This window comes from Pseudomonas sp. R3.Fl (assembly GCF_023516765.1).
Lineage (GTDB): Bacteria > Pseudomonadota > Gammaproteobacteria > Pseudomonadales > Pseudomonadaceae > Pseudomonas > Pseudomonas citronellolis.
Genome location: NZ_JAMGSO010000001.1, coordinates 3322682 through 3340067 on the forward strand (window position 1 = coordinate 3322682; position 17386 = coordinate 3340067).

General features: G+C 68.2%; 15 protein-coding genes. 7 read left to right on the plus strand and 8 right to left on the minus strand.

Annotation, left to right across the window (positions count from 1 at the left end):
- Positions 1–142: 142 nt before the first annotated feature.
- The 4 genes from M8R19_RS14640 to M8R19_RS14655 form a co-directional block, all read right to left on the minus strand.
- Entirely contained in the window at positions 143–481 is a 339-nt protein-coding gene (locus M8R19_RS14640) for a zinc ribbon domain-containing protein YjdM (protein ID WP_074978193.1), read from the minus strand.
- A 56-nt stretch (positions 482–537) separates the two neighbouring features.
- Positions 538–1161 (minus strand): c-type cytochrome, encoded by a 624-nt coding sequence (locus M8R19_RS14645; RefSeq protein ID WP_249918154.1) that lies wholly within the window; start codon positions 1159–1161, stop codon positions 538–540.
- A gap of 188 nt (positions 1162–1349) precedes the next feature.
- Positions 1350–3173: a sodium-extruding oxaloacetate decarboxylase subunit alpha gene (gene oadA, locus M8R19_RS14650; RefSeq protein WP_074978197.1), complete on the minus strand. Its 1824-nt coding sequence runs from the start codon at positions 3171–3173 to the stop codon at positions 1350–1352.
- Positions 3174–3183: 10 nt separating this feature from the next.
- Positions 3184–4599, minus strand: coding sequence for an acetyl-CoA carboxylase biotin carboxylase subunit (locus M8R19_RS14655; protein ID WP_249918155.1), 1416 nt, complete (start codon positions 4597–4599; stop codon positions 3184–3186).
- Between the two features lie 235 nt (positions 4600–4834).
- On the opposite strand from M8R19_RS14655, the gene M8R19_RS14660 reads away from it, so the two are divergent.
- On the plus strand, positions 4835–5770 hold the full coding sequence (locus tag M8R19_RS14660; RefSeq protein WP_249920178.1) for a LysR family transcriptional regulator: 936 nt from the start codon (positions 4835–4837) through the stop codon (positions 5768–5770).
- Here M8R19_RS14660 and M8R19_RS14665 read toward each other — a convergent pair.
- Both M8R19_RS14665 and hexR read right to left on the minus strand, forming a co-directional pair.
- Entirely contained in the window at positions 5724–5936 is a 213-nt protein-coding gene (locus M8R19_RS14665) for a PA3496 family putative envelope integrity protein (RefSeq protein ID WP_043269785.1), read from the minus strand. The genes M8R19_RS14660 and M8R19_RS14665 overlap by 47 nt on opposite strands.
- 112 nt (positions 5937–6048) lie before the next feature.
- The gene (hexR, locus tag M8R19_RS14670) at positions 6049–6936 is read right to left on the minus strand and encodes a transcriptional regulator HexR (protein ID WP_009614923.1); all 888 of its coding nucleotides are present in this window, start codon (positions 6934–6936) and stop codon (positions 6049–6051) included.
- A gap of 107 nt (positions 6937–7043) precedes the next feature.
- On the opposite strand from hexR, the gene zwf reads away from it, so the two are divergent.
- Both zwf and trhP read left to right on the plus strand, forming a co-directional pair.
- Entirely contained in the window at positions 7044–8513 is a 1470-nt protein-coding gene (zwf, locus tag M8R19_RS14675) for a glucose-6-phosphate dehydrogenase (protein ID WP_116424758.1), read from the plus strand.
- Positions 8514–8903: 390 nt separating this feature from the next.
- Positions 8904–10262 (plus strand): prephenate-dependent tRNA uridine(34) hydroxylase TrhP, encoded by a 1359-nt coding sequence (gene trhP / locus M8R19_RS14680; protein ID WP_249918156.1) that lies wholly within the window; start codon positions 8904–8906, stop codon positions 10260–10262.
- Positions 10263–10593: 331 nt separating this feature from the next.
- Here trhP and M8R19_RS14685 read toward each other — a convergent pair whose 3' ends face one another.
- Together M8R19_RS14685 and M8R19_RS14690 are read right to left on the minus strand one after the other, a co-directional pair.
- Positions 10594–11313, minus strand: coding sequence for a DUF3142 domain-containing protein (locus tag M8R19_RS14685; protein ID WP_249918157.1), 720 nt, complete (start codon positions 11311–11313; stop codon positions 10594–10596).
- A gap of 7 nt (positions 11314–11320) precedes the next feature.
- Positions 11321–13507, minus strand: coding sequence for a PA5441 family protein (locus M8R19_RS14690; protein ID WP_249918158.1), 2187 nt, complete (start codon positions 13505–13507; stop codon positions 11321–11323).
- A gap of 237 nt (positions 13508–13744) precedes the next feature.
- Between M8R19_RS14690 and nirK the strand changes: the two genes are divergently transcribed.
- The 4 genes from nirK (at position 13745) to ytfE (ending at position 17307) form a co-directional block, all read left to right on the plus strand.
- Positions 13745–14893: a copper-containing nitrite reductase gene (nirK, locus tag M8R19_RS14695; RefSeq protein ID WP_249918159.1), complete on the plus strand. Its 1149-nt coding sequence runs from the start codon at positions 13745–13747 to the stop codon at positions 14891–14893.
- A 48-nt stretch (positions 14894–14941) separates the two neighbouring features.
- Positions 14942–15754, plus strand: coding sequence for an SUMF1/EgtB/PvdO family nonheme iron enzyme (locus tag M8R19_RS14700; RefSeq protein ID WP_249918160.1), 813 nt, complete (start codon positions 14942–14944; stop codon positions 15752–15754).
- Positions 15755–15825: 71 nt separating this feature from the next.
- Positions 15826–16557 carry a Crp/Fnr family transcriptional regulator gene (locus M8R19_RS14705; RefSeq protein WP_249918161.1) on the plus strand — a complete coding sequence of 244 codons (732 nt, stop codon included), beginning with the start codon at positions 15826–15828 and terminating at the stop codon, positions 16555–16557.
- A 78-nt stretch (positions 16558–16635) separates the two neighbouring features.
- Positions 16636–17307, plus strand: coding sequence for an iron-sulfur cluster repair protein YtfE (gene ytfE / locus M8R19_RS14710; protein WP_116424626.1), 672 nt, complete (start codon positions 16636–16638; stop codon positions 17305–17307).
- Positions 17308–17386: the final 79 nt, after the last annotated feature.

Below are 17386 nucleotides of genomic sequence, written 5' to 3' on the forward strand. Positions count from 1 at the left end.
GGATGGGTTTCGCAAGCTCAACCCATCCTACGGGAGCCCGGAAATGACGTAGGAACGGACTCCGTCCGCGATGGGCCGGGCCCAGGCACGGCGATCGCGGATGAATCCGCTCCTACAAAAGAAGAAGAGAAGCCCGAGCGGCTCAGACCTTCTTCACGAACTCCGACTTCAGCTTCATCGCGCCGATGCCGTCGATCTTGCAGTCGATGTCGTGGTCGCCGTCCACCAGGCGGATGTTCTTCACCTTGGTGCCGACCTTGACCACCAGGGACGAGCCCTTGACCTTCAGGTCCTTGATCACGCTGACGGTGTCGCCATCCTGCAGCACGTTGCCGACGGCGTCCTTGATCACCTTGGCGTCGCCCTCGCCTTCGGCGGCGGCATCGGCCGACCATTCATGGGCGCATTCCGGGCAGACCAGCAGCGCGCCGTCCTCGTAGGTGTATTCGGAATTGCATTTGGGGCAGGGTGGCAGGCTCATGGTCTCTATCACTGACAGTGGGAAAAGACCGTGCATTATATAAGGATTTTCCCGCCTCAGGGGTGCAATTGCTGCAGGTAGGCCGCCAGCGCCTCGATATTCCCGGCCTGCAGCTGCGACGCCACCGCCAGCATGGTCGAGCCGGCGCGGCGCGGGTCCTTGTCGCGGTAGGCCTCCAGCGTCCGCTGCAGGTAGGTCGCCGGCTGCCCGGCGATACGCGGCACGCCCTGCTGGCCGAGCCCCTGCGGGCCATGGCAGGCCACGCAGACCTGCCCGAACAGCGCCTCGCCCCTGGCGCGCAGCGCATCGTCCACCGCGCCCTGGCGCGGCAGCACCTGCTGCTGGCTGTAGTACACGGCGATGTTCACCCGCTCGTCGAGGCTCAGCATCCGGGCCGCCTGGTTCATCACGAAGTCGGTGCGCTGCCCGCTGGCGTAGCGCTCGAAGGCAGTGAACAGGTAGCCCGGGGCCTGCGCGGCCAGGTTCGGGATGTAGTCGCGCCGGCTGTTGCCGTCGTCGCCGTGGCAGTTGCGGCACAGCACGATGCGCTCGTGGCCGGCGGCATAGGCCTGCTCGCGCCTGGCGGGGTCGGCCATGATGGCGTCGAAGCGCGCCTGTGCGGCCTCGTCGCCCAGGGCGGTACAGCTGACGGTCAACAGCAGAGCAATCGCGAAACGCATCGCCTCCTCCCCGGAACTCGGCCTGCGGCTTGCCGTTTATAGGCGTGTGCGCGGCGAAGGGCCTGGATGCAGGTCAATGAAGCGGCGAGCCGGCCGCGCCGGAAGGTGATGGCTTTCGCAAAGGCATAAAAAAGGGGGAGCATCGTGCTCCCCCGGGGACTGAACCTTGAGACCCGTCTGTCCGTCGGTCAGCCTTCAATCTCGATCAGCACCTCGCCCGGGTTGACGCGGTCACCCTTGGCTACGTGGATCGCCTTGACGGTGCCGGCGATGGGCGCCTGCACCTCGGTTTCCATCTTCATGGCTTCGGTGATCAGCACGGCCTGGCCGGCCTTCACGCTGTCGCCTTCCTTCACCAGCACGTCGACGATGTTGCCCGGCATGGTGGTGCTGACGTCACCCGGCGCGCTGGCGTGCTTGCGCTTGTTGCCGCCGCCGCCGATGAACTCGTTGAGCGGCTCGAACACCACTTCCTCGGGCATGCCGTCGATGGACAGGTAGAAGTGGCGCTTGCCGTCGGTCTTCACGCCGACGCCGGTGATGTCCACGCGGTAGCTCTCGCCGTGCACGTCGACCACGAACTCGGTCGGCACGCCTTCGCCGCCGGCCGCGGCCACGCCGTTGCCGCTGGGGATCGGCAGCAGTTCCTCGGGCTTCAGGGCGCCGGCCTCGCGTTCCTCGAGGAACTTGCGGCCGATGTCCGGGAACATGGCGAAGGTCAGCACGTCCTCTTCGGACTTGGCCAGCGCGCCGATCTCGCCGCGCAGCTTGTCCAGCTCGGGCTTGATCAGGTCGGCCGGGCGCACGTCGATGACTTCCTCGTTGCCGATGGCCTGGCGCCGCAGCTGCTCGTTGATCTGGCCCGGGGCCTTGCCGTAGCGGCCCTGCAGGTACAGCTTCACCTCGTTGGTGATGGTCTTGTAGCGCTCGCCGGCCAGCACGTTGAAGAACGCCTGGGTGCCGACGATCTGCGAGGTCGGGGTGACCAGGGGCGGGAAGCCCAGGTCCTCGCGCACCCGCGGGATCTCTTCGAGCACTTCGGCCATGCGGTTGAGGGCGCCCTGCTCCTTCAGCTGGTTGGCCAGGTTGGAGATCATGCCGCCGGGCACCTGGTTGACCTGCACGCGGGTGTCCACGCCGGTGAATTCGCTTTCGAACTGGTGGTACTTCTTGCGCACGGCATGGAAGTACATGCCGACTTCCTGGATCAGCTCCAGGTCCAGGCCGGTGTCGTAGGGGGTGTTGCGCAGCGCCGCGACCATCGACTCGGTGCCCGGGTGGCTGGTGCCCCAGGCCATGCTGGAGATGGCGGTGTCGATGCGGTCGGCGCCGTTCTCCACGGCCTTGAGCTGGCACATGCTGGCCACGCCGGCGGTGTCGTGGGAGTGCACCACCACTTCCAGGGGCAGCGCGTCCTTCAGGGCCTTGACCAGGTCGCCGGTGGCGTAGGGGGTCAGCAGGCCGGCCATGTCCTTGATGGCGATGGAGTCCACACCCATGGCCGCCATGGCCTTGGCCTGGGCGACGAAGGCGTCGATGGTGTGCACCGGGCTGGTGGTGTAGCAGATGGTGCCCTGGGCGTGCTTGCCGGCGGCCTTCACCGCCTCGATGGAGACGCGCAGGTTACGCACGTCGTTCATCGCGTCGAAGATGCGGAACACGTCGATGCCGTTGACCGCGGCCTTGGCCACGAAGGCGCGCACCACGTCGTCGCTGTAGTGGCGGTAGCCCAGCAGGTTCTGCCCGCGCAGGAGCATCTGCAGGCGGGTGTTGGGCAGCGCGGCCTTGAGCTTGCGCAGGCGCTCCCACGGGTCTTCCTTGAGGAAGCGCACGCAGGCGTCGAAGGTGGCGCCGCCCCAGACTTCCAGCGACCAGTAGCCGACCTTGTCGAGCTTGTCGCAGATCGGCAGCATGTCCTCGGTGCGCATGCGGGTGGCCAGCAGGGACTGGTGCGCGTCGCGCAGGATGGTATCGGTGACGCTTATTTTTTTCGACTCAACGGTCTTGCTCATTCGATGATCCTCACAGGCCAGCGTGGGCGGCAATGGCGGTAGCGATGGCGATGGCCAGGTGCGACGGGTTGCGCTTGATCGAGTACTGGGTCAGCTCCGGGTGGCTTTCGACGAAGCTGGTGTTGAACTGGGCGCTGCGGAACTCCGGGTTCTTGAGGATTTCCTGGTAGTAGGGCGCGGTGGTCTTCACGCCTTGCACGCGCATGTCGTCCAGGGCGCGCAGGCCGCGGTCCAGGGCCTCTTCCCAGGTCAGTGCCCAGACGATCAGCTTCAGGCACATGGAGTCGTAGTACGGCGGGATGGTGTAGCCGGTGTAGATCGCCGTATCGGTGCGCACGCCGGGGCCGCCGGGCGCGTAGTAGCGGGTGATCTTGCCGAAGGAGGGCAGGAAGTTGTTCTTCGGGTCCTCGGCGTTGATGCGGAACTGCAGGGCATAGCCGCGGTGCTGGATGTCTTCCTGCTTGACCGAGAGCGGCAGGCCGGAGGCCACGCGGATCTGCTCGCGGACGATGTCGATGCCGGTGATTTCCTCGGTGATGGTGTGCTCCACCTGCACCCGGGTGTTCATCTCCATGAAGTACACCTCGCCATCGGCGAGCAGGAACTCCACGGTGCCGGCGTTCTCGTAGCCCACGGCCTTGGCCGCGCGCACCGCCAGGTCGCCGATGTAGGCGCGCTGCTCGGGGGTCAGCTGCGGGCTGGGGGCGATCTCGATGAGCTTCTGGTTGCGGCGCTGGATCGAGCAGTCGCGCTCGAACAGGTGCACGGTGTTGCCGAAGGAGTCGGCGAGGATCTGCGCCTCGATGTGCTTCGGGTTGACGATGCACTTCTCGAGGAAGACTTCCGCGCTGCCGAAGGCCTTGGTGGCCTCGGAGATGACGCGGGGGAAGTTCTGCTCCAGCTCCTCGCGGCTGTTGCAGCGGCGGATGCCGCGGCCGCCGCCGCCGGAGGTGGCCTTGAGCATCACCGGGTAGCCGATGCGCTCGGCCTCGGACAGCGCCTCGGCGAGGTCGGCGACGTTGCCCTCGGTGCCCGGGGTGCAGGGCACGTCGGCGGCGATCATGCTGCGCCGCGCCTCGGTCTTGTCGCCCATGCGGCGGATCACTTCCGCCGACGGGCCGATGAACTTGATCCCGCGCTCGGCACAGATGTCCGCCAGTTCCGCGTTCTCGGAAAGGAAACCGTAGCCCGGGTGCAGGGCGTCGCAGCCGGTTTCCACCGCCAGGTTCACCAGCGCGCGCGGGTTGAGGTAGCCGGCCAGCGGGTCGGAGCCGATGCTGTGCGCCTCGTCGGCGCGCTTCACGTGCAGGGCGTGGCGGTCGGCGTCGGAGTAGACGGCCACCGAACGGATGCCCATCTCGGCGCAGGCACGCACGATACGGACAGCGATCTCCCCACGGTTGGCGATCAGGATTTTCTTGATCACTTGCGGTTTCCCTCGACCGGGGCTCGCGGACCCGGCACTTGAACCAATCGGCAATCCGCCGCGGAGCGATCCGCGGCGGTTCGGCGCAATGCCGGAGCAGGGTTCCGGCGTTTTTTTACCCTACGCGGGATCGAGGATTACCCAAAATCAATATTTATTGGGATAGCCATAATTTTTGACTTATAGTCGAGCGAACTGACCCGTGCGGGAGCCGGTGCGAATGCGTAAGTCCTTGATGCGAATGACACTTCGCCAACTGCAGGTATTCCGTGCGGTGTGCGAGAGCCGTTCCTACAGCCGCGCCGCGGAGGAAATGGCGCTGACGCAGCCGGCGGTCAGCCTGCAGATCCGCCAGTTGGAGGAGCTGGTCGGCCAGCCGCTGTTCGAGTACATCGGCAAGAAGCTCTACCAGACCGACGCCGCCGACGCCCTGCTGCGCGCCAGCACCGACATCTTCCAGCGCCTGGAAGTGCTGGACATGCAGCTCTCCGACCTCAAGGGCTCGCTGCAGGGCCAGCTGCGCCTGGCGGTGGAGTCCAGCGCCAAGTACATCACCCCGCACCTGTTCGCCGCCTTCCAGAAGCAGCACCCGGACGTCAGCCTGCACCTCACCGTGGTCAACCGCGCCCAGGTGATCAAGCGCCTGTCGGACAACCGCGACGACCTGGTGATCATGTCCCTGGTGCCGCAGGACATGGCCCTGGAATTCCTGCCCTTCCTGAACAACCCGATAGTCGCGGTGGCGCCGCCCGACCACCCGCTGTGCAGCGCCGCCAAGCTGTCGCTGAAGGACCTGGAATCCTGGCCGCTGCTGATCCGCGAGCCCGGTTCGGGCACGCGCAAGGCCTGCGAGGAACACTTCCAGCAGAAGCGCGCGCACTTCCCGCAGACGCTGGAATTCGCCTCGCTGGAAGGCTCACGGGAAGGGGTATTGGCCGGCCTCGGCCTGGCCCTGCTGCCGCGCCACGCGGTGAGCCGCGAACTGCGCGCCGGGCTGCTGCGCGAACTGCCGGTGGAGGAGTTGCCGCTCTACCGCAGCTGGTGTCTGGTGCACGCCCGCGGCAAGCGCCTGAGCCCGGTGGCCCAGGCGTTCGTCGCCTTCATCCGCGAGGAGCGCGCGCTGATCAGCCAGCTGGCCGAGCGCTTTTCACCGACGCCCGCGCAGAGTTGAGGTAGTTGGCGGCGATCAGGTCGGGATAATCGGACATCTCGCGGTCGAGGCGTTGCGCTTCGAGGCGCTCTTCGATGGCCCGGCGGAACTGCATTCGGCGCTGGTCCTCGAGCTTGCGACGGGTCTTGCTGTCCAGGTGCTGGGTGTCGTCGATATGGCGTTGCATCTCGCATCTCCCAAGGCCGAAGGGCTGGAGACGCCAGGATGCGGACGACGGATGACAATTTGAGGGCGCGGCGGTGAAGCGCCGGTGACGCCGACGAGTGGTCGGCGCCGGCTCAGGACGTCTCTTCCGGCCGCGGCTCCTCGTGGCTCTTCACCACCTTGGGCGACAGGCGCAGGCTGCGCAGGCTGCGCTTGACGCTCTTGAGGTGGTTGACCAGGTCCGGGCCGCGGGCCATGGCCACGCCCATGGCCAGCACGTCGATCACCACCAGGTGGGCGATGCGCGAGGTCAGCGGGGTGTAGATGTCGGTGTCTTCGTGGACGTCCACCGCCAGGTTCACCGTGGCCAGGTCGGCCAGCGGGGTCTGGCTGGGGCACAGGGTGATCAGGGTGGCGCCGGCCTCGCGGACCAGGTTGGCGGTCACCAGCAGGTCCTTGGAGCGGCCGGACTGCGAGATGCAGATGGCCACGTCGCTGGGCTTCAGGGTCACCGCCGACATCGCCTGCATGTGCGGGTCGGAATAGGCCGCGGCCGAGAGCAGCAGGCGGAAGAACTTGTGCTGGGCATCCGCGGCCACCGCGCCGGAGGCGCCGAAGCCGTAGAACTCCACGCGCTGGGCGTGGGCGATGGCGGCGATGGCGCGCTCCAGGGCGTGGGTGTCGAGCTTCTCGCGCACTTCCATCAGCGAATGCAGGGTGGTGTCGAAGATCTTCAGGCTGAAGTCGGTGACCGAGTCGCTTTCGCTGATCGCGAACTGGCCGAAGCTGGCGCCGGCGGCCAGGCTCTGCGCCAGCTTCAGCTTGAGGTCCTGGAAGCCGGTGCAGCCGATGGCGCGGCAGAAGCGCACGATGGTCGGCTCGCTGACGCCCACCCCGTGGGCGAGGTCGGCCATGGAGCTGTGCATGACCGAGGCGGGGTCCTGCATCACGTGATCGGCGACCTTGAGTTCCGACTTGCGAAGCAGATGACGCGACTGGGCAATGTGCTGCAACAGGTTCACTGGGCTGGACTCGGCTATGATCGGCGGATGGGATGTAGTCGGCTTGTAGTTATACTACAAGTCAGGTGGTCACGCCCAGGCAATAAGTGGTGGAGCAGTACCCGATGATGTCCGAATCTTCCGCATTTCCCCTTTCCTGCGACATCCTGGTGTTCGGTGGCACCGGCGATCTGGCGCTGCACAAGCTGCTGCCGGCGCTCTACCACCTGCACCGCGAGGAGCGCCTGCCGGCCGACACCCGCATCCTCGCCCTGGCCCGCAGCCAGCGCTCGCAGGAGGCCTACCTGGCTCTGGCCGAGCGGCACTGCCGAGCGCAGGTCGCGCGGGCCGACTTCAGCGTCGCCGACTGGCAGAGCTTCGCCACGCGCCTGGACTACCTGGCCATGGACGCCTCGCAGAGCGCCGACTTCAGCCGCCTGCGCCAGCGCCTGAAGTTCGGTCACGAGCGCGTGCTGGTGCATTACCTGGCCACCGCCCCGGACCTCTTCGCGCCCATCGCGCAGAACCTCAAGGTCGCGGGCCTCGCCGGACCGAACACGCGCATCGTGCTGGAGAAGCCGCTGGGCCATTCGCTGGAGTCGGCGCGGGCGATCAACCAGGCCATCGGCCAGGTGTTCGACGAGTCGCGGGTGTTCCGCATCGACCACTACCTGGGCAAGGAGACGGTGCAGAACCTGCTGGCCCTGCGCTTCGCCAACACCCTGTTCGAGCCGCTGTGGCGCAGCGCCTACGTCGACCACGTGCAGATCAGCGTCAACGAGACACTCGGCGTGGAGAACCGCGGCGCCTACTACGACCACGCCGGGGCCATGCGCGACATGGTGCAGAACCACCTGCTGCAGTTGCTGTGCCTGGTGGCCATGGAGGTGCCGGTGCACTTCGACGCCGAGTCGGTGCGCGACGAGAAGCTGAAGATCCTCCAGGCCCTGCGCCCGATCGGCGGCCTCGACGTGCAGGACCGCACCGTGCGCGGCCAGTACGGCGCCGGGCGGATCGGCGGCCAGGAGGTGCCGGCCTACTGGTTCGAGAAGAACGTGGACAACGACAGCGACACCGAGACCTTCGTCGCCCTGCGCGCCGAGATCGACAACTGGCGCTGGGCCGGCGTGCCCTTCTACCTGCGCACCGGCAAGCGCATGGCGAAGAAGTGCTCGGAGATCGTCATCCAGTTCAAGCCGGTGCCCCACGCCCTGATCGGCGACGGCAGCGGCCCGGCCAACCGCCTGTGGATAAGGTTGCAGCCGGAGGAGCGCATCAGCCTGCGACTGATGACCAAGACCCCCGGCAAGGGCATGCGCCTGGAACCGGCCGAGCTGGACCTGAACCTGGCGCAGACCGCCAGCCCCGGCAAGCGCCGCTGGGACGCCTACGAGCGCCTGCTGCTGGACGTGATCCAGGGCGACTCGACGCTGTTCATGCGCCGCGACGAGGTGGAAGCCGCCTGGCGCTGGATCGACCCGATCATCGCCGGCTGGCAGGAGCACTACCAGCGCCCAAGGCCCTACCCCGCCGGCAGCAACGGGCCGGAGCAGGCGCAGATGTTGTTGGAGCTGCAGGGGCGGCGGTGGTTGGAGTGAGGTTGAGCTTTTTGTGTAGGAGCGAGCTTGCTCGCGAACGGGGCTTCGCCGGCAGTCTCGGCGCTTGACCTGAAGAGCGCCCTCTCCCTAACCCTCTCCCTGAAGGGAGAGGGGACTGTTGGGCAGTGTTGGACACTATGGAGTTAGCCGGACACCGTGCTTTCCAGCTGAATCCTTACTTTCAAACGGCACGGACTAGCCCCCTCTCCCTTCAGGGAGAGGGCTGGGGAGAGGGAGCGGAGTCAATCCAAAGCTCCGCTGCAGCCAGGAAACCCCATTCGCGAGCAAGCTCGCTCCTACGAAAAGCCCCACCAACATTGACCCCGCTCAGGGCACCGAACCCCCGCCCCCGCTAGAGTGCAGCGTTTTATCCACAACCGTCCCCACGCCATGCTCCAAGCCCCCGAACTGCTCTCCCCCGCCGGCTCGCTGAAAGCCATGCGCCACGCCTTCGCCTACGGCGCCGATGCCGTCTATGCCGGGCAACCGCGCTACAGCCTGCGGGTGCGCAACAACGAATTCGACCTGGCCAACCTGGCCATCGGCATCGCCGAGGCCCATGCCCTGGGCAAGCGTTTCTACCTGGTGGTGAACATCGCCCCGCACAACGCCAAATTGAAAACCTTCCTGGCCGACCTGGAGCCGGTGCTGGCCCTGGGACCGGATGCGCTGATCATGTCCGACCCGGGGATGATCATGCTGGTGCGCCAGCATTTCCCCGCGGCGAACATCCACCTCTCGGTGCAGGCCAACGCGGTGAACTGGGCCAGCGTGGCCTTCTGGCGCGACCAGGGCCTGTCGCGGGTGATCCTCTCCCGCGAGCTGTCGTTGGAGGAGATCGGCGAGATCCGCGAGAAGGTCCCGGACATGGAGCTGGAGGTGTTCGTCCACGGAGCCCTGTGCATGGCCTACTCCGGGCGCTGCCTGCTGTCGGGCTACATCAACCGCCGCGACCCCAACCAGGGCACCTGCACCAACGCCTGCCGCTGGCAGTACCAGGCGCACCCGGCGCGGGAGGACGAGCTGGGCCAACTGGTGCGCGAGCCGACCCTTGGAGAAGGCGCGCCCAGCGACGCGGTGTTCCTGCTGGAGGAAGGCAACCGCCCCGGCGAATTGATGGAGGCCCACGAGGACGAGCACGGCACCTACATCATGAATTCCAAGGACCTGCGCGCCATCCAGCACGTGCAGCGCCTGGCCGAGATGGGCGTGCACTCGCTGAAGATCGAGGGCCGCACCAAGTCGCACTACTACGTGGCACGCACCGCCCAGGCCTACCGCAAGGCGATCGACGACGCCGTGGCTGGCCGCCCCTTCGACCGTGGCCTGATGGACGAGCTGGAGTCCCTGGCCCACCGCGGCTACACCGAGGGTTTCCTGCGCCGCCATGTGCATGACGAGTATCAGAACTACCAGTACGGCAGCTCGCGGGCGGAGCGCCAGCAGTTTGTCGGGGAGTTCACTGGCGGGCGGCGTGGCGACCTCGCCGAGGTAAGGGTGAAGAACCGCTTCGCGGCGGGTGACAGCCTCGAACTCATGACGCCGGGTGGGAACCGTACGCTGCGGCTGGAACGCCTGGAGAACGCTCGTGGTGAAGCCATCGAGGTGGCGCCGGGTGATGGGCACGTCGTGTATCTGCCGGTGCCTGAGGGGGTGGGGTTGGATCATGGGTTGCTGATGCGGGATCTGGTGGAGCGGCCGGCTAAGGCGGGGTGTGGGGGGAGTTGTGGTTGCGGAGGTTTTTCGTAGGAGCGAGGGGGACGCCTAGTTCTTGCTCGCGAACGGGGCTTCGCTGGCAATCTCGGCGCTTGACCTGAAGAGCGCCCTCTCCCTAACCCTCTCCCTGAAGGGAGAGGGGACCGTTCGGCGTGCTTGGGTATTCCTGAGTCAGCCGGCAGCTCCGCAGGTTTCAGGTGAAACCACACCCTCTCTCGGCACGAACTAGCCCCCTCTCCCTTCAGGGCGGGGCGCGCAGCCGAGGGCTGGGGAGAGGGGACGGAGTCAACCCAAGGCTCCGTTGCAGCCGGGAAACTCCGTTCGCGAGCAAGCTCGCTCCTACAAAATCCCCCCGACCACCAACTCACGGATTCTGCAAAAACACCACATACCCCCTGAACCACGGACTGCGCTCCAGATACTCCGGCGCCTGCCACTGCCCATACTGCGCCAGGCCGATGCGGAACGGCAGCTGCAGGCGCGCCACCCTTGGCAGGTAGCGCTGGTAGTCGGGAATCGTCCGGCGCCCCTGGTAGGTCTGCACCACCACCTCGTCCACCACGTCCTTGAGCTCATTGATGGTCGCCGGCTCCGCGTTGCTGCTCCAGTCCAGCAGGCCGGTGATGCTCAGGCGGTATTCGATCGGCAGGCGCCGGCGGAAGTCGCGCAGGAAGGCCACGTATTCCTGGAGGTAGCGGGTGCGGGCGTCGAAGTCGATCTGCACGCCCAGCAGCGGGTTGCCGGCGCGCTGCCAGCGGCGCAGCTGGGCCAGCAGGGTCGCGTAGCTGTCCTCGCTCCAGCGCAGGCTGTGGGCGCGGTAGACCAGCCACACCTGGCCCGTTCGCAGGCGCGGCATGGCGATGCCCTGGGCGTGCAGGCGCGCCGGTTGTTCGGGGGCGCCGCGCGGGGCGCTGACCTGGCCCTGCAACACGTACAGCGTGCGCGCCTGGCGCAGCACCGGCTGGGCCTGCACGCCGCCCCACAGCCAGAAGGCGTCGTAGTCGGCGGCATCCACCACCCCGGCGCGGGCCGTGGCGCTCCACAGCAGCAGGCCCAGCGCCAGACTCTTCGCGGCCAGGCCCATGGCCGCGCTACCAGTAATACTTCAGCGATTTCGACCAGGGCGTGTCGGCGTACTGCGTCTTCAGGGTGCGGAACCAACGCTTGCGCTGCGCCGGGGCGATGTCCTGCTTGCCGCAGCCGTTGTAGCCGCTGGGCGCGTAGCAGTTGATCGCACGGTAGAGCGCATAGGCCTTGTCGTCGCTGCCAGCCTGGTCGTCGGCGATCACCTTCAGGTAGCCGTCCAGGCGCGAGTAGGGCTCGCCTTCGAACAGCGACGGGCTGCCGCCCAGCTCGCGCACGCCGGGCTGGTTGTCCAGCGGGAAGCTGTCGAGGTTGTTGCGCAGGATGAACTCGCCGAAGCAGTTCAGCGCCTGCGGCGGCTGCGGTTCCTGCTGCAGGGCCAGGGCGAGGTCGCGGATGGCCGGGCAGTCGTAGCCGGCGTTGCCCTTGCCGCCCGGCCACTGGAACAGGCTCAGCGGCTGCCCGCCGCCATAGACGAAGCCGAGGCTGGCGCTCAGCGGCTTGGTCGAGGGCTCGGCCGGCAGCAGCGCGAGGTCGTTGACGAAGTTGGCGTAGCGGCCGTGCAGCAGGTCCTTGTACAGCAGGGTGAAGAGCGCGGTGTCGCGCTCCTCGGCCGGCGCCGTCTCGGACTTCACCTGCTGGCGCAGCAGCTCGGGGCCGGCGATGTGGCGCAGCAGCAGCTCGCGGATGGCCGGGGTGCGCACCGGCGAGTTCTCCGCATAGACCTTCACCAGGCGGTCGCTGCGCTCGTAGTTGAAGGCCAGCGCCAGTTCCAGCTGCTCGCGCTGCAGCGGCTGGCGGGCCAGCGGCAGCAGTTGCAGCCAGAGCTTCTCCGCGCCCAGCCAGTCGTTGCCGGCCTCCAGGGCGAAGCCGCGCAGGGTCTGCTGGCTGAAGGCGAGGTAGTCGAGCTTCTGCGGCAGGGCCTTCGGCAATTGTTCGGCCGCCTTGGCCGGCTGCTCCTCGACGTACAGCTGCCAGGCGGCCAGCAGGTAGTCGTGCAGCCCCGGCAGCTCGGCGAACAGCGGCTTCTGCGCCTGCAGCCCGGGCAGGTCGAGGGCGCGGCCCTCGCCGGCTTCGTGGTGGCGCATCTGCATCAGGTCGAGCACCGCCAGCAGGCGCGGGTTCTTGACCTCGGCCGGGTGCGCGCTGACCAGCAGCTTGTTGTCCACCTCGGCGATCAGCTGGGCCTGGTCTGCGTTGCCCTGGGCCGTTTCCGGCTGGGCGAACAGCCAGGCGTACTCCGCGGCCAGGCGCCCGGGGTCGTTCATCAGCCAGTACACGCGGCGCATCAGGCCCTTGGCCGAGGTGGCGTAGCGGCCCTGTGGATAAGCCTGCAGGTAGGCCTTGAAGTCGCTCTCGGCGACCTTCAGCGCGGCCTGGTCGACCTTGCGCAGGTCGGGGTAGCCCATGTCGTCGAAGGCGTTCTGCTGCGCCTGGTTGAGCTGGCTGCGGCCGAGCATGTAGCGCGCCGTCTCGCGCAGCCACGGCAGCCGGCTGTCGTGCAGGGCCTGGAAGCTCTTGCGCGCGGCCTGGAAGTGGCCGCTGTAGAAGGCGGCGACGCCCTGCAGGTAGCCGGCGAAATCACGCCCGGCGGGGGAATCCACGTCCTTGGGCAGCAGCCCGGCGAGCTGCGCGTCGTCCCACTGGCAGCCCTGCAACAGGGCCAGGCGCGCCCGCGCCAGGCCCTGCCGCTCGGCGGGCGGCAGGTCGGCGGCCAGCAGCTGGGCGAGGAAGTCCTGGGCGGTGGCCGGGTTGTTGCTGCGGCAGCGGCTGCCCTCGCCGCTGGCGAAGCGCTCGCCGTCGGCCGGCACCGCGTCCGCCGGCAGGCCGATGCGCACCGCAAGCTCCGCCAGGGGCGCCGCCGGCTTGGCGGCGCCCGGCGCGGGCTCCATGGCCAGAGGCTCGTCGAACAGGCGCGTCAGCGGGAAGGGCACCAGGCCGTAGCCCAGCTGCTGCTCGTCATCGGACAGCGCCTTGACCGGCAGGCTGGCGCGGCCGGTATCGGCCAACAGCAGCTGCAGGTTGACCCGGCTGTCGTTGCCGGGGCTCAGGAACGGCAGGCTGTTGCACACGTCCAGGGTGTCGCGCTTGAGGTTCCAGCTCGGGTAGCAGGAGTCGTCGCTGCTGGCGTAGGCCTGCTGCGCGGCAAGCACGCCGAAGGTGAGGGCCAGGAGGGGGAGTCCACGCGGGCGCATGCAAGGTCCTTGTCCGTTGGAGCCCGCGCCTTGGCGCGGGAGGTTCGCTCTTTGGGCTGGAATCTTACCTCGGCGCACAGGCACTTGCCGCATTCACACAGGCGCCGTAGGAAAAACCAGACGGCGCGCTGCGGCAGATTGTCCAGCTGCGCCGCTATTTGCTGCGGCGCAAAGAAGGTTTTCGCCCAAGGGGTTTCCCTGTGGACAACGCAATCTCGTCCATTAGGAGAAGTACCCATGGCTGACCTGGAAAAAACGCCTTTCTCGCGCCGTAGCCTGCTCGCCGGAGCCGTCGCGCTCGGCGTCGCCGGCTCGGTCCTCGGCAGCGGTCTGGCCTTCGCCAAGGAGTCGGCGCCGCTGCAGACCGGGCCGGCGCCGGACCTGTCGAAGCTGGCCAGGAGCAAGGTCGAGCTGCTCGCCCCGCCCTTCGTCCATGCCCACGAACAACGCACCAGCGCCAAGCCGCGGGTGGTGGAGTTCCGCATGGTCATCCAGGAGAAGGACCTGATCATCGACGATGACGAAACCCACATCCACGCCATGACCTTCGAGGGTTCGGTGCCCGGGCCGCTGATGGTGGTGCACCAGGACGACTACGTCGAGCTCACCCTGGTCAACCCGGCCAGCAACAGCATGGCCCACAACATCGACTTCCACGCCGCCACCGGCGCCCTGGGCGGCGGCTCGCTGACCATCGTCAACCCCGGCGAGCAGGTCAAGCTGCGCTTCAAGGCCACCCGCCCCGGCGTGTTCGTCTACCACTGCGCGCCCGGCGGGATGATGATTCCCTGGCACGTGGTCTCGGGCATGAACGGCGCGATCATGGTGCTGCCGCGCGACGGTCTGAAGGACCGCGACGGCCGCCCGCTGAAGTACGACAAGGTGTTCTACGTCGGCGAGCAGGACTTCTACGTGCCGCGCGACAAGGACGGCAAATTCAAGCGCTACGCCACGCCCGCCGAGAGCTTCAACGACACCATGGAAACCATGAAGGGGTTGATCCCCAGCCACGTGGTGTTCAACGGCCGGGTCGGCGCCCTGACCGGCAAGAACGCGCTGACCGCCAAGGTCGGCGAGACCGTGCTGATCGTCCACTCCCAGGCCAACCGCGACACCCGCCCGCACCTGATCGGCGGCCACGGCGACCACGTCTGGGCCACCGGCAAGTTCGGCAACCCGCCGGAGGAAGGCCTGGAGACCTGGTTCATCCCCGGCGGCGCCGCCGGCGCGGCGCTGTACACCTTCCGCCAGCCGGGCCTGTACGCCTACCTCAACCACAACCTGATCGAAGGCGTGGCGCTGGGCGCCACCGCGCACTTCCAGGTCGAGGGGCAGTGGGACTCCGACCTGATGAGCCAGGTCGAACCGCCCTCGCCCATCAAGTGACGCCACCGGCCGGCCTGCGAGGGCCGGCCCCGCCACGAGGGAACGCCGATGCGCAAGGCGCTGATCATCGCCCTTCCGCTGCTGCTGGTGGCCATCGCCCTGGGCGCCTGGCTGCCGCGCAGCGATCCGGGCCTGGCGCCGGAGACCGTCAGCCTGACGCCGCGGGAATACCGCTTCCGCCCCGCCGGCGACTACTGGCGCGACGCCCGCCCGGTGGATGCGCCGCTGCGCAGCGAACGCCTGGCGCCGCGCTTCGCGGTGATGAAATACCAGGTCAGCCAGGCCGAATACGCCCGCTGCGTGGACGCCGGCGCCTGCCTGGCGCTGGATGGCCAGGCCGCCACGCCCGGCGCCGACCTGCCGCTCACCGGTGCCAGCCTGCTGGATGCGCAGCTCTACGCCGACTGGCTGTCCAAGCGCACCGGCCAGCGCTGGCGCCTGCCCAGCGATGAGGAATGGGCGTTCTTCGCCGGCTCGCGCTGGGCCGACGACGCCCTGCGCATCGACGACGACGGCCGCAACCCGGCGCGCCGCTGGCTGGCGCGCTACCGCTTCGAAGCCGCGGCGGCCAGCGAAGGCCCGGCCCGGGCGCAGCCGCGCGGCAGCCATGGCCTCAACGAACTGGGGGTGGCCGACCTGGCAGGCAACGTCTGGGAGTGGACGCAGAGCTGCCACACGCGGGTCAGCCTGGATGCCGGCGGCGCGGAAAAGAGCCGCGTCGAGGCCTGCTCGATCCGCATCGCCGAGGGCCGCCACCGCGCCGCCATCAACGAATTCGTCCGCGACGCCCGCGGCGGCGGCTGCAGCGCCGGGCAACCGCCGGACAACCTGGGTTTCCGCCTGGTCAGAGAGCTGCCTTGACTTGATCCCACTCAAGTTTCGCCCCCCCGCGAAACGGGTATGCTGCGGCGGGCCCCCAGGGAATCCCGAGCGTGAGCGACAAGCCGACGATCAACCGCGCCTGGCTGGCGAACCTGCCACCCTTTGCCAACTGCACCCGCGAGGAACAGGACGACATCCTCCGCCCGGCCAGCGTGCTGCCGCTGCACTGCGGCGCCACGGTGTTCGAGCAGGGCGAGCCGGCCGAGCACTTCTACCTGCTGGTCCACGGCCGCCTCAAGGCCACCCAGCTGACCTGCGACGGCCAGCGCGTGCTGGTGCGCCTGGTCAACCCCGGCGACCTGTTCGGCTTCGTCCGCGCCCTGGGCCGCGAGGACTACCCCGCCACCGCCAGCGCCACCCAGGAAAGCCTGGCGCTGGCCTGGCCCACCGCGCTGTGGGAACCGCTGCTGGCGCGCCACCCCGGCTTCGCCCTGAACACCGTGCAGGCCATCGGCGTGCGCCTGCAGGAAGCCCACGTGCGCTTCTGCGAACTGGCCACCGAGGAAGTCGAGCGCCGCGTCGCCCACGCCGTGCTGCGCCTGGTGCGCAACAGCGGCCGGGCGGAGTCCGAGGGCGTGCGCATCGACTTCCCGGTCAGCCGCCAGGACATCGCCGAGATGACCGGCACCACCCTGCACACCGTCTCGCGCATCCTCTGCGCCTGGGAAGGCCGCGGCCTGGTGCGCGGCGGCCGGCAGAAGCTGCTGGTGCGCAACCCGCAGCAGCTGCTGCACATCGCCGAGGGCGACGACGAACGGGAAACCGCGCACTGCGACGCTTGACCGCAATCAAGGAGCCCGGGCCACCGCCCTTCCTAGACTGGCGCCTGCCTACCGCACCGACTCCCGAGGCCCGCCGCCATGCACGACAACCTGACCGAACGCACCCTCAGCGACCTGGCCTGCAGCCTGCCCGGCAGCACCAGCCTGCTGCGCGACTACAAGCTGGACTTCTGCTGCGCCGGCCAGCGCAGCCTGCGCGAAGCCGCCGGCGAACTGGGCCTGGACGCCGAGCGCATCGCCAGCGAACTGCGCGCCCTGCGCCCGGCCAGCGCAGAGCGCGACTGGCGCCAGGCGAGTAACGCCGAACTGATCGAGCACATCCTCGAGCGCTACCACCAGCGCCATCGCCAGCAGTTCCCCGCGCTGCTGCCGCTGGCCCAGCGCGTGGAGCGCACCCACGCCGCGCACCCGTACTGCCCCCACGGCCTGGTGGCGCTGCTGGAGCGGATGCAGGAAGAACTCGAATCGCACATGTGCAAGGAGGAGCACATCCTGTTCCCCTGGCTGATTCAGGGCGTGTCGCTGCTACACGTGCAGGGGCCGATCGGGGTGATGCGCCACGAGCACGACGAACATGCCCAGTCCCTGGCCGCGCTGGCCGAGCTGACCGACGACCTGACCGCCCCGGCCAACGCCTGCACCACCTGGCGCGCGCTCTACGCCGGGCTGGAGGAGCTGCGCCGCGACCTGATGCAGCACATCCACCTGGAGAACAACCTGCTGTTCGTCGGCGCCAACCGGCCGCAATGACCACTCATCGGCCGGAGGCCGGCGTGACAGCATGCCTCACCCCCCAACCCGCGCATGGCGAGCATACTGGGCGGATGTC

Excerpts from the sequence above, each read along its gene's own strand:
- M8R19_RS14640 (WP_074978193.1), bottom strand. The coding sequence starts at position 481 with ATGAGCCTGCCACCCTGCCCCAAATGCAATTCCGAATACACCTACGAG.
- M8R19_RS14645 (WP_249918154.1), bottom strand. The coding sequence starts at position 1,161 with ATGCGTTTCGCGATTGCTCTGCTGTTGACCGTCAGCTGTACCGCCCTG.
- oadA (WP_074978197.1), bottom strand. The coding sequence starts at position 3,173 with ATGAGCAAGACCGTTGAGTCGAAAAAAATAAGCGTCACCGATACCATC.
- M8R19_RS14660 (WP_249920178.1), top strand. The coding sequence starts at position 4,835 with ATGCGAATGACACTTCGCCAACTGCAGGTATTCCGTGCGGTGTGCGAG.
- M8R19_RS14665 (WP_043269785.1), bottom strand. The coding sequence starts at position 5,936 with ATGCAACGCCATATCGACGACACCCAGCACCTGGACAGCAAGACCCGT.
- zwf (WP_116424758.1), top strand. The coding sequence starts at position 7,044 with ATGTCCGAATCTTCCGCATTTCCCCTTTCCTGCGACATCCTGGTGTTC.
- trhP (WP_249918156.1), top strand. The coding sequence starts at position 8,904 with ATGCTCCAAGCCCCCGAACTGCTCTCCCCCGCCGGCTCGCTGAAAGCC.
- M8R19_RS14685 (WP_249918157.1), bottom strand. The coding sequence starts at position 11,313 with ATGGGCCTGGCCGCGAAGAGTCTGGCGCTGGGCCTGCTGCTGTGGAGC.
- M8R19_RS14690 (WP_249918158.1), bottom strand. The coding sequence starts at position 13,507 with ATGCGCCCGCGTGGACTCCCCCTCCTGGCCCTCACCTTCGGCGTGCTT.
- nirK (WP_249918159.1), top strand. The coding sequence starts at position 13,745 with ATGGCTGACCTGGAAAAAACGCCTTTCTCGCGCCGTAGCCTGCTCGCC.
- M8R19_RS14700 (WP_249918160.1), top strand. The coding sequence starts at position 14,942 with ATGCGCAAGGCGCTGATCATCGCCCTTCCGCTGCTGCTGGTGGCCATC.
- ytfE (WP_116424626.1), top strand. The coding sequence starts at position 16,636 with ATGCACGACAACCTGACCGAACGCACCCTCAGCGACCTGGCCTGCAGC.